The following is an 11,734-nucleotide window of genomic DNA, read 5'->3' on the forward strand; positions in this document are numbered from 1 at the left end:
ATGTTGGAGCTTTATGGAACCGAGCTTTCGTCGCGCCTGCTTCTCGGCACGGCTCAGTATCCTTCGCCGGCCATCCTTGCCGACGCGGTCAAGGCGTCGGGCACGTCGGTGGTGACCGTCTCGTTGCGGCGTGAGATGGCGGGCGGTAGGGCCGGCGAACAATTCTGGTCGTTGATCCGCTCGCTGGGCGCCAGAATCCTGCCCAATACCGCCGGCTGCCTCTCCGTCAAGGAAGCCGTCACCACCGCGAAAATGGCGCGCGAGGTCTTCGGCACCAACTGGATCAAGCTCGAAGTGATCGGCAATCACGACACGCTACAGCCGGATGTGTTCGGTCTGGTTGAAGCCGCCCGCATCCTGTGCGAGGACGGCTTTGCGGTATTCCCCTATACCACCGACGATCTCGTTGTCGCCGAGCGGCTGCTGGAAACGGGCTGCAAGGTCCTGATGCCGTGGTGCGCACCGATCGGTTCCGCCTTGGGACCGGTCAACATGACGGCGCTGCGCTCGATGCGCGGATATTTCCCTGGCGTCCCGCTGATTGTGGATGCGGGGCTCGGACGGCCGTCGCACGCGGCCACCGTCATGGAACTCGGCTTTGACGCCGTGCTCCTGAACACAGCGGTCGCCAAGGCGGCATATCCGGTCGGCATGGCGCGTGCTTTCGGTAAGGCGGTCGACGCCGGTCGTGAGGCGTTCAGCTCGGGAATGCTCGAACCGCGCGAAGTCGCCGTGCCATCGACACCGATGATCGGCAGGGCAGTTTTTTCATGAAGCTCGATCCCTTCTACCTGATCGTCGACAGCGCTGCCTGGATCGAACGGCTGGTCCCACTCGGAGTCCGGCTTCTGCAACTGCGCATCAAGACCGTGGATGAGGCTGGGTTGCGCGCGGAGATCCGCACCGCGAAGGCCTTGTGTGCTCGATACCAGTGCCAACTCATCGTCAACGACCACTGGCGCCTGGCAATCGAGGAAGGCTGCGACTTCATACATCTCGGCCAGGAGGATTTGCAGACCGCTGACCTCTTGGCGATACGGGCAGCCGGCGTAAGGCTCGGACTGAGCACACATGATCATCAGGAGCTGGAAACGGCGATGGCCGCCGAGCCTGACTACATAGCGCTTGGACCCATCTATCCGACCATCCTGAAGAAGATGAAATGGGCGCCGCAAGGGGTCGAACGGATCAGCGAATGGAAGCGCCAGGTCGCGCCGTTTCAATTGGTCGCCATTGGTGGCCTCAACCCTGAGCGGCTCGACGGTGTCTTTGCGGCTGGCGCGGACAGCGCGGCGGTGGTGACCGACATCACGCTCAACGACGACCCCGAGGCGCGCACGCGAGAATGGATCGAAAAGACGGACCAATGGCGCTGAGGCGAGAACCACATGTGCTTGTCGTCGGTGGATCGGACTCCAGTGGCGGTGCTGGAATTGCACGCGATATCGAGACGATCTCTGCCATTGGCGTGCGCACCTGTCTCGCCGTCACAGCGCTAACGGTGCAAACGCATGACGCCGTGATCGAAATCTATTATTCGCCACCTAGCCTGGTGGCCAATCAGATGTGCGCCGCGCTGCAGGCCAACGACGTGGCCACAATCAAGATCGGCATGCTGGCGACTGCCAAGATCATTGTTGCCGTTGCCGCAGTGCTGCGCAAATTTCCGCATGTCCCCGCAGTACTCGACCCTGTGCTGGCCTCCACCTCAGGCCGCGCACTTCTGCAAGCAGGCGCTATCGCTGCCATGAAGCGCGATCTTATGCCGCTTTGCTGCATTGTCACGCCCAACCTCCCTGAACTGGCGCTCCTTAGTGGCTCCGAACTGGCAGTGGATGAGGACGGAGCGCTCCAACAAGGAAAAAGACTGCTGGCCGCCGGCCCTCAAGCCCTGCTGATCAAGGGTGGGCATGCGTCGGGAACCCGGTCGACCGATATTCTGTTACGCTCCGGGCACGAACCCATCCGCTTCGATGCACCGCGCCTTGCCACATCGATGCGCGGGACAGGTTGCATGCTGGCCAGCGCGATTGCGGCGCATCTGGCGAAGCCGAAGCCGCTCGAAGACAGCGTGCGCGAAGGCAAGCTGTTTGTCTTGGAGAGGCTTCAGAAATGCCGGCTGAATAACCACAGCGTTCTGCGTCCAGCCAAGCAGACCCATTTTCCAGAATTTTTCCCGTAGCGAGACTGGAGGGATACTGCTTCTCTATGCCATCCTTACAACGCGTTGAGTTCCACTGTGCCGTCCAGAATTATCTGTCGTTGTCCAGAATTAAGCCGGGCTTAGAACTGAAACGAACCCGCCGAAAGGTACGAGCGGCCCTCACTCGATAAGGGTTACCAAACCTATTCCTGTGGGCTACCAATCCGCGTGGTGGGTGGCCTTAGGTTACCAATCAGGGCCGCAATAAGCTAATGAAGACAGCTCCTTAGCGCCAGTTCGGAATTAATTGTCGTTGGGGCACATTGGTAACCTGTTGACCGAAGGGCATTGGGAACCCCTTCGGGCGAAAGCGGTGGGATATGAGCCACTTAACAGTCAGGCCGACGACAGATAATTCTGGACTCGTAGGCTCAACTGACGACAGATAATTTCGGCCATTATACCAGACTGCCCTTTTATGCGACTTTCGAGGTACAAAGCACGAACAATGGAGAGGCGCGTTGTGTGTTCTTCGAGGTCGATAGCCTTGGCTTCGCAGTTCCGGCTGACATTATGAATGGCTGGAAAGGGCCGTTTACTGCCTTTCCGGTTACAGGCAGATTGAGCAGAGAGCGGATATTCCGGAGCCGACTGGCGGCGTCGGCCAACGCGAATTCCAGACGAACACTCTACGCACCTGAGCGGCATCCTCGCCCCGAAATTCATGGCGGCGCGGCGTGGTGATGCGCGACGTCGTAGGCTAGATATGAGTGCATGATCGAAGAAGTTGATCGCCTCCGCGAGGCCACAGTTACCGATTGCCTCGAGGATCTCGACTGGGGCCGCCTCGACGCCCACCTTGCGGCCCTTACGCTCGATGAGGACTCCGCGACGAAGCTTGTCGATCTCGTCCTGCGCGCACGGAGGCTAGTCTTCCGCTATCCGGGCAATCTGAAGAAGCGGGCCGCAATCCTCAGTGGCGTGGTGGCGAAGGTTCGCGCCGATCTCAGCGAAGAGGCGGCGGACGCGGTTGCGGCGCGCTTCAAGATCTTCGCGCTAATCGATGAGGGCTATACCGGGTTGCGGACGATGATCGACTGCCTTCCGCTCGCTGGCCTGTCGGAGGCCGAGCAGGTGTCAGCCTATCTCGGCCACGTCGCGCGCGGCTGGGATCGTATTCGCAGTCAGATCGATGCGGCGGGAGCGGCGGGAGAGCTTCTGATCTCCGGCGTCGTGCTCGAGACACCCGAAGGGCACCGGTTTGGGGCCGATGCGGCAACGTCGCTCCTCGTCAACGTTCTCGGAATGAACGTGACGCTCACCGCCCACAAGGGTAAATGGTTTGATGCCGACGATCTCGTCCGGCTGCCATCGTTGCCCACGGCTACCGACGAGCAGATCGCACAGGCCGGGGCAGCGGATAGCACGGCGCTGGGTTGGCAGCAGTGGCAGCTCATCGAGGAGCGGTGCCGCTACTTAGGCGGCGCACTCGAAAAGCGCGAAGCAGCCAAGGAGGACGGTATTCCTACGGGCGCGCAGCTCATCGTTCACACCCCCGAGGGCATCGAATGGGAGGTTCTCGACACTATCGCCAACGAGCGCCTAGGCGAACGGCTGGGCCAGACCTTCCATGAAATGGCCGCAAAGACCAACCTGCTGTCCAAGGCGCAAGGCGTCGATCCCGGCGCGGCCATGCCTCCGCATGGATACGTTTCGCCAGAGGAGATGCACAGTGTCATCATGCTGAGCGAGTATCTGGGGATCAATGTCGCCACCCATCCGACGGACTTGGGTGGCCTCCGGCTGTGCGAATGGATGCGGGGCTTCGCGGTGCTGCAGCAGTTGGCCAATCATAACATTGAGGCCGCGTCCGAGCCACTGGGCCGCGCGTTTCCGCGCCTCACGATCGCCGAAGTGGAAGAGGTCCTGCAGCGCAATGGACTCGTCGGCCCCAAGGCGCGCATCTTCATCGACCACGCGAGCTTCGCCAAGTCCAGCCGCGACGTTTATGACGCGCCTATCCTTCGAGGAGAGGCGGACTGGTGCCTGCTCGCCGTGCCGGCGCTTTCCGCCGCCTTGCTGATCAGGCTGGTGCTCTCGACGCTTGCCAATAAGCGGCTCGACGTCGCGGGCAAGGGAGAGGCTTTCGAGGAGCAGTTCCGCGGCGCACTCGAAGCGGAGGGGCTACCCGTCTATCACTTCGAAGTGCGTCGCGGTGACCAAACTTACGAGTATGACGCGCTCGTCCCGTGGGGGGCTTACCTATTCGTGTTCGAGTGCAAGAACCGGTCCCTGTCTGGCACTAATCCAATCGCGTCCCATAACTTCCTGCGGTCCGCCGCCGGCCATGTGGAGCAGGTTCAGCGTCTGGCTGCCGCTTTGACCGAACATCCCAACATCCTCACGACCAAGGTGAAGGAGAACTGCTCGGCGCTGCGGATCGTCCCCGTCGTTGTGAGCGCGATGCCGTTCAGTATGCGGGGCTCGTTCGATGGCGTGTACTTCAACGATGCCGCCGCGATCAATCGCTTCTTCAGCGAACGGTATTCCCACGTCAGCCGCCTACACCAGATCGGTCCCCACAAGGTGGTGCATCGAGTCGCGCTTCACGACCTGTGGTCCGGAGAGAAGCCAGATGCAGACGCGTTCATGCGCCATCTCGAAGATCCGCTTCAGTTGCGCCTGATGGTCGCGCACATGGGCATCGGGCCGATCGGTATCCAGATCGGACCCAACCTCTATGCCTATACGCAGGTTCCCCGGCGCCGGGAAATGACGATGCAGTCCATAGCGACGGTTGCCGGCATAACCGCGGAGGCGATCGAGACGGAGATGGAGCAGTTCAGCGCGACCCTTGCGCCAGTGCGCGCTAGGTTCGAGGCCGCGGCGAAAATAGATTAGAGGGGAAACTGGAATTTTGAGCGCACCTTACGACCCTCGGCTTTCCGGATCGCCGGATAGGTACTCGCCAGCACTCGGTGCCGACACGTCGGATCGCTTCGACGGCCTAGTGAAGCTAAGGCTCGGGCATGCCGCCTTTGGCAGCATGCTGACGCCGGAACTGATTTTCATCAAGCTGGCCGGCTGACGCTTGCACCAGCCGAGCATTCGCAAACAAGAATGTCGCATAGAGTTGCTCAGCTCCAAGAATAATATTGATGAATGACTTTAGTTTGATTATTTGTAAAATTTCGGGGGAATCATGGGTCAAACAGCAGTCGATCTCTATTCTGGGTGCGGCGGAATGTCGGCCGGGGCCGTGGTTGCCATTCCCGATCTTGAGATCAAATGGGCACTCGACATAGACAAGAACGCCACCCAGACCTTCAAGAAGGCGCACCCCGAAGCACTCGTTGACTGCTGTGACGTATCACTCGTCTCTGCAGCAGACGTCATCGATCGCGCGGCGCTGGAGAGGATTGACTGGTTTTTTGCTGGGCCGACTTGCCAAGCTGTCAGCACGATGGGCGTCTTCCACCTTGATGATCCCCGAAACGCTCTATTCGTCCACTTCATACGACTTCTGGACGGGTTTACCGCAGCAGGTCGCAGACCCAGACGCGTTGTAATGGAGAACGTTCCAGGCGTCGTGTATGGGCGCAACCTCGTAATCGTAAGGGAACTGTTCAAGCTTTTCGAAGACAGAGGTTATGACGTTTTTGCCGACGTTCTGAACATGGCGGACTATGGATTGCCACAGCTCAGGAATAGATTCATTCTGATTGCGTCTGCCGATCCCATTCCATCGACATTCCCTTCGCCCACCCATTCTGCTGAAGCTGAGCTAGGCCTTCCGGCATATATGACCGTAGGCGAGGCTATTGGCGATCTGAGCCGTGTAAAAACTGATGGCAAGGTTACTGTTCGCCCCGACACGCCCGCACCGCAGGGAGAATTCAAGCAGTTTGTCCACGATAGCGAGGGTATTGTCCGTAATCATTGGGCCAACACACTTGCGGACATCAATCGCAAGCGAATATCGAAAGTGCCTCAGGGTGGATCATGGAAAGACATCCCGCCAGAGCTTCTTCCCGATCGGTTCAGGCGCGTCCGTATGACGGACTACGCTACCCTTTATGGGCGATTACACGAAGCTTCGCCTGCGTACACGATTTCTGCTGGATTTGGGAATGTAACATCGGGATGCTTCACTCACCCGCACCATGATCGAGCTCTGACCGTAAGGGAGGGAGCTCGCCTGCAAGGCTTTCAGGATTCCTTTGAGTTTACCGGCCCGCGTGGTGCCCAGTACAGACAGGTAGGCAACGCCGTCCCACCTTTTTTTATGGCCAAGCTTATACGGCACTTGGCTGACGGAACCGAGGGTATCGAAGCGAGGATCACCAGCCTTGCACTGGCCAGCGGCAGAAAACTGCCGAAGATGGTCAAACGGTTCATGAACAAGAAAAACGACTCTCTTCGCGCGAGAGACGGATACGGCGGCGGAACATATTGGCCTGCGGGCTGGGGGGAACCGATCGCAGCTGACGCAATCACAGCTAACGGCTACCGGCTCAGTGTCATGCCGCTGCGGTACAGGCGCCGGGACGAGTGGCGGGTCAGTCGCGACGCTTTCTTCGACCAAAACGTTGTAAAGGTTTACGAAGACCAACTCCTCGAGTGCGTGACGAATGCAATTATTGCAATCCCGTTGGTACGCGAAGATAAAGTGGATGCTATCGACAGGGCGATAGTTCAGCTTCTTGCCATACTTTCGAACAGGAAAGATTCGTTGGAAGTAGATGTTCCAGTTCGCTATCTGCGCGCGCGCATAAAACTGATCCATGACAAGCTAAGCAAGCACCCGGTAGCCAATCTTCCTATCATGACGCAAGAGGAGGACGGTAATATTTGCTTTGGTGAAGGTTCTAGGATCGCATCGGTCGTAAGGCTGACCTTCGAAGAGTCCGACATGCTTGCGGGATCGGACAATAGAGATCCACACTTGGTGTTGCATGTTTCGCCAGATTTGTTCGCTGAGAAAATGGACCTCGATAGCTCGCCTGATGGATCGGTTGCGCTCATAGCTGCCGTGCCCCGATCAGAGTAGGTAAAACGGGGAATTTCTTCAGGGGGGATGGTTGTCAGCGTGGAGGAGATATGTCTCGAGAGGTACTTCTTAGGGCCGGGTAGCCTTGGGCCGATCGGCAGCGTCTACGTGTCCGACGAAGACCTTCTCGAGATTTTCGGAGTGCTCGATGCCGCTGAAGCACAGTGTGCATTCGTCACGGCGCTTCCCCACATGCCCCTACTCAGAGCCTATCTGTCGGGCGATATCATGCCTATTCGAGGCAGGAAACCAGAATACGTGCGTATCCTGGTGTTCCTCTGCTGGATGCAGACGACAAGAACACGCCAGCGTGGGGATCGCGACTTTAGAGAAATGCTCGAGAAGCAGACGGGGGAAAAGTTCAGGGGCGCCAGCATGCGTGGCCTGAATCCCATGTGGGAGCATCTGAGAGAATATCTTGCAAAGCAACATGAGATTCAACTGGACCTGCCCGGCATCAACCCTCACGCCCAAATTGGCCGGACGTTGCGCATCGCGTTTCCAACGTGGCGCGACCGGGCAGTGTTCAGGAAGCTCCGGCACGCCATCGACCCTGACCACCTACTTGATCCTCAGATAGTCTCGAACAGAGTCTCTACCTCCCGCCATCTCCTCACCGAGAAAATGCCGTCCTTTGAATACAACTTCGATCTGTTCGACCGGGCGCGCAAGCGGGGTGGTCGCGACTACACCGAAACGCCGTTCTGGCACGCGTGGTATGCCATCGTAGCCGAGCAGGCAGCTCTCGAAGATTTGGAGATCATGGAGGGAGAGTTCGGCGACTACGAGCTGTTCCGCGCTTCTCCCCTTGGGGAACGCCAGCAAGTCCGCGCGCCGGAGGAGGTCATCAAGTACGTCCCCAAGGCGATCTCGAAAGCGATTGGCAAGGGAGTGGTTCTTCTCGAGAACATGGGCTTTGGGAGATATCGAGCAACGAACGCGTTCGAATCCCACGTCATGTTGATCCACACCTCGAAGCTGGCGGAGTGCGAAGAAGGCACGATCGATTCCTACGGTGCCATAAACCTGCGGTGGTCCATGGTGTCGTTTCGTAGCCAAGTGACGTCTGCACCCATCGCTGCTGAGACCGGGCCTCGCGTTTTCGGATGGCACGACGGCATCCGCGTAGGGAGCGCCCTGCTAGGAAGATCTCCTTTCTCGCCACATCTGACAACGCCTGACCAATCGATGACAACGGTCAAGGTGAACAGCACAGACATTGACATGATCCGTGACGACAGTGGTCTTGCCTTCCCACCAGGAGTCTATTTCGGAAGCGCAGTCGGATGCCTACGCAACGAGAATCGGGAGGTGCTTCTTGTCGCACGGGCCAATGAGGTGGCTGACACCAGACGACTTGCCTTCGATGAGGCGCGCGAGATCAGCGAGGACGAATTCAACCGCGAAACGGCTCCCTCTGCAAACTGCGCCATCGAGTCTTGGTCTGGCGCCCGCATGCCAGTCTGCGACGAGATGGTGACGGTCGGAGAGGCGCTCTATGCCCGGACGGCGAGAGGGCTGTCGTTCGCAGAAGCGTTCGAGATGGTCAGAAAGGGCCTTTCCTTCTCCAGCAGCCATCCGTCGGAATGGGACGTTCTCCGTTCCTTTGCCGATGCCGGATGGTTCGACTTCACTCTCCTCCGGAGCTTCCCTGCGCGGCGGATATTGCAGCGCCCTTTGACGTGGGAGATGGTCACTGCCGATGCCGTGCGCATCAGCGGGCCAACCCCCCTCTCAGTGATCGACCGCATCACGGTGGCTGCGCAGGCGGAAGGTGCGACCCTGGAAGTTTGGGGCGGGGTCTCCAAGTGGTCTCTGCCAAGATATCTGGTGCGGGCGAAAGACCCTTCGCGTCTTCGGGCTTTCGTCGAAAATGCCGGAATCGCGGCGGCGGCCGCTAGATCGCAGGGGGAGCGCCCGCACGGAGCTCCAGGGGGCGTCCATGGCTACCACGTCGCCGCACGTCTCAACGAGGAGCGTGGCTTCTTCGACGCCCAAGAGGGCGGGGACATGGTGGAAGGCCTTTATCGTCTTGAACGCACGGATACCCGAAACCCCTTCCTCTATCGGTCCGTGGTCGCCGGGCAGCCTGGACAGAACTTCGTGTCGCCCACACTCGCGATCCTGTCCCACCATGCCCGTAGGCGAAAGCATATCTTCGCCTACGACGGCTCGACCTTGGCCGGGATTCTCCCTCGGGTGTCACTCCCGTCAAGCTGGGCTAGGTGGGCTTCCGACTGCAGCATGTGCAACGCAGGCTCTGGTCTCGTGTACGGACAGTGGCGCTATCTCTACCCCATGGAGGAGCCGACCGTGTCGGCCTTGTCCAAGGTTGTGTCGATCGCACAGAGAGGCGTGGAAGTGGCACCCTGGGTGGGAAGATTCCTCGCATCCGCTTCAAATAGAAACCGGACGATTTTCGATTCCCGGTCGGGGAAAATACGGATCGCCGCCGGAGAAAGAAGTTAATGGCAGCAGCAGCTAAAACCGTGTTCCGCGTCCGTCAGGTTTCAGGACACGACATGGCTATGGTCATCGAGGTGAAGGACGGCGATACGGGGCTCGGAAGCGGACCTCCCAAAGAGATAAGGAACGGCCAGATTCATCTGGGCGGTGTGGACTCGTTCTGGCTGGTGACGGGTGTCAAGAAGGAACCGAAGTTCGTCGCCAGAAACCAGGAAGCACCCGTCGGGCTGTTCGCCACTACGACCTCACCTCTCGCAATGAGCATTAAAGGAAGTTCCCAGTTCGAGTTTTCCTCGCGACTTCAGGGGCTGCCAGGCACGGGGGCGCTGGATGCGGTCTCCGTCGCCACTGCCTCACGTTTGTCCGTCGGTTTCAGTCCGCACGACATGAGCCACGAGGAGATAGTGACACAACTGCGCCAGGGCAGGCTTTTCATCCCCACAAGGTGCAAGGTCGATGCGATCGAGGTGCGCATGAACGTCTGGATGACCTCAGGCTTCATCCGTCACCCCAACGAATTGTACGGTCTTCTACCTCAGACGTCGATCCGCTCCGCACCGACGGTGGCCACTGATGCAAAGCCCAGCTGGGTGAGGCTGGGGGACGGTTTGGTTGTATTCAACCCGCAGCCGCGCTGGTCGCCCCCTGTCCATATGGACATGAGGTCGGACGATGAAATCCTGAAATCCGCCGAGGAATGGCTCTCACGCACGGTAGTTGCAGCATCCGGGGAAGCTGGAGCTTCCCAGGCGAACCTGTCGGAACTCATGAAGGCGCGCATATCGGGAACGGTTGGCGACCAGGAGAAGGAGGATCTCGCGGCAGCTCTCCGCCTAATCTCGACCCGGCCGTCTCTGCTTGACGCCATCCCCCAGATGATGGCCCGAGATCCCAAGTGGCAGGTCAGGATCCTTACTTTCGAGCAGACGGAGCAGGAACGACTCCGCGAAGAAATCAGGCAGCGGCTTGTCGCGGAGGCGGAAGAACAGGAAGTCCGTTTCGTCGAACTTCGCGCTCTGGTTGTCGACACCGAACAGCGCCTCGCCACTACAGCGCACCGCGAGATTCTCCTTCGCAACGCCAGCGAACAGCATGAAAAGTCTCTGCGTGAGAAGATCGAGGAGGCGGCACGTGGGATCGGGCGGAATGTATCTGAGAGCGCCCGACAGCTCCGCGAGGAGTTCGAACAGCTGCGGACCGAGATCAGGAAGGTTGAACAGATGATTTCGACTGTCACGCGTGAAGCCCCTTCACGCGAGGAGGTTTCCGTCACTTCCGCAATATATGCTCCGCCCCCCGTCGCACCGATTGCTGGCGCCCAAGATATACTCAGGACAATTCAGGAACTCGCGAAGGCATCGGGTCTCACTCCGTCCGAGTTGATGGCCATCGTGCTCTATTCTACGGAGGAAGTTCCTGTTCTTGTCGGCGAGACCGCTGCGGCATCCGCTGCCGACATCGCATACGCCATCGGCGGCGACGACGCTGCCGTCGTCTTCTGCGATCCGACCCACGTATCTCTGCAGGACATCATGCGTGACGAGGCGGGCGGTATGGCCAAAGCCATCGAAAATGCTAGGAGCAGATCGGACATCCTGGTACCCGTCGCGCTTTGCGGCATTACGAGCGGCCCGTGCGAATACTGGCTGCCACAGCTCGCCGAGATGCGTCGGATTGGCAGGCTCCCGATGAATCTTGCCTTCGTTGCAAGTGCGGGCGTCGACGGCCTTCGGGTCTCTGTGCCCAACTCCGTGCTGCGATACCTCTTCCCGATCCAGGTATCGCAGGCCAAGAAGCCGGGCCGCGTCGTTGGGTTCGCAGGACACTGGGCGCTTCTGCAAGATGGAGGTAACGAACGCAAGGAGGAGGCGGTGGAACTACTGACCGCAACCGACGTGGACGCCGCATTCCTCGTGCGCGGAACGAAAATGCTTTCGAGGGTTCCGGTTGGTCCCGAACTGAAATTGGCAGACGTGGCGGCCGTATTGCTCCGTCAGCAAATATGGACAAAGACCGCAGGCGACGCCTTCGACCACGAACTCACCCGTTTCTTCCAGAACCTTGGAGGCTAGAAC

At 59.3% G+C, this 11,734-nt stretch carries 8 protein-coding genes; all 8 read left to right on the top strand.

Annotated features, from left to right (window positions below):
- The 8 genes from NP945_RS26830 to NP945_RS26865 all read left to right on the top strand — a co-directional run bounded on the left by NP945_RS26830 (position 1) and on the right by NP945_RS26865 (position 11,731).
- Complete coding sequence (locus NP945_RS26830; RefSeq protein ID WP_127318688.1) at positions 1 to 774, top strand: thiazole synthase; 774 nt, start codon at positions 1 to 3, stop codon at positions 772 to 774.
- Entirely contained in the window at positions 771 to 1,376 is a 606-nt protein-coding gene (locus NP945_RS26835; protein ID WP_126057618.1) for a thiamine phosphate synthase, read from the top strand. Before NP945_RS26830 ends, NP945_RS26835 begins: the two co-directional genes overlap by 4 nt.
- Complete coding sequence (locus NP945_RS26840) at positions 1,367 to 2,182, top strand: hydroxymethylpyrimidine/phosphomethylpyrimidine kinase (RefSeq protein ID WP_126057617.1); 816 nt, start codon at positions 1,367 to 1,369, stop codon at positions 2,180 to 2,182. Before NP945_RS26835 ends, NP945_RS26840 begins: the two co-directional genes overlap by 10 nt.
- Positions 2,183 to 2,917: 735 nt before the next feature.
- On the top strand, positions 2,918 to 5,044 hold the full coding sequence (locus NP945_RS26845; RefSeq protein ID WP_256748009.1) for a nuclease-related domain-containing protein: 2,127 nt from the start codon (positions 2,918 to 2,920) through the stop codon (positions 5,042 to 5,044).
- 16 nt (positions 5,045 to 5,060) lie between these two features.
- A complete protein-coding gene (locus NP945_RS26850; RefSeq protein WP_256748010.1) occupies positions 5,061 to 5,231 on the top strand; it encodes a hypothetical protein in 171 nt (56 codons plus the stop codon).
- 114 nt (positions 5,232 to 5,345) lie between these two features.
- Positions 5,346 to 7,193 (top strand): DNA cytosine methyltransferase, encoded by a 1,848-nt coding sequence (locus NP945_RS26855; protein WP_256748011.1) that lies wholly within the window; start codon positions 5,346 to 5,348, stop codon positions 7,191 to 7,193.
- A 27-nt stretch (positions 7,194 to 7,220) separates the two neighbouring features.
- Positions 7,221 to 9,662, top strand: coding sequence for a hypothetical protein (locus NP945_RS26860; RefSeq protein WP_256748012.1), 2,442 nt, complete (start codon positions 7,221 to 7,223; stop codon positions 9,660 to 9,662).
- A gap of 53 nt (positions 9,663 to 9,715) precedes the next feature.
- On the top strand, positions 9,716 to 11,731 hold the full coding sequence (locus NP945_RS26865) for a hypothetical protein (protein WP_256748013.1): 2,016 nt from the start codon (positions 9,716 to 9,718) through the stop codon (positions 11,729 to 11,731).
- Positions 11,732 to 11,734 lie beyond the last annotated feature (3 nt).

Origin of the sequence: Mesorhizobium sp. LMG17149, assembly GCF_024518695.1 — a bacterium.
Classification (GTDB): domain Bacteria; phylum Pseudomonadota; class Alphaproteobacteria; order Rhizobiales; family Rhizobiaceae; genus Mesorhizobium.

What these genes read in the sequence shown, in the direction of transcription:
- NP945_RS26830 (WP_127318688.1), top strand. Translation starts at nt 1, where the DNA reads ATGTTGGAGCTTTATGGAACCGAGCTTTCGTCGCGCCTGCTTCTCGGC.
- NP945_RS26835 (WP_126057618.1), top strand. Translation starts at nt 771, where the DNA reads ATGAAGCTCGATCCCTTCTACCTGATCGTCGACAGCGCTGCCTGGATC.
- NP945_RS26840 (WP_126057617.1), top strand. Translation starts at nt 1,367, where the DNA reads ATGGCGCTGAGGCGAGAACCACATGTGCTTGTCGTCGGTGGATCGGAC.
- NP945_RS26845 (WP_256748009.1), top strand. Translation starts at nt 2,918, where the DNA reads ATGATCGAAGAAGTTGATCGCCTCCGCGAGGCCACAGTTACCGATTGC.
- NP945_RS26855 (WP_256748011.1), top strand. Translation starts at nt 5,346, where the DNA reads ATGGGTCAAACAGCAGTCGATCTCTATTCTGGGTGCGGCGGAATGTCG.
- NP945_RS26860 (WP_256748012.1), top strand. Translation starts at nt 7,221, where the DNA reads ATGGTTGTCAGCGTGGAGGAGATATGTCTCGAGAGGTACTTCTTAGGG.
- NP945_RS26865 (WP_256748013.1), top strand. Translation starts at nt 9,716, where the DNA reads ATGGCTATGGTCATCGAGGTGAAGGACGGCGATACGGGGCTCGGAAGC.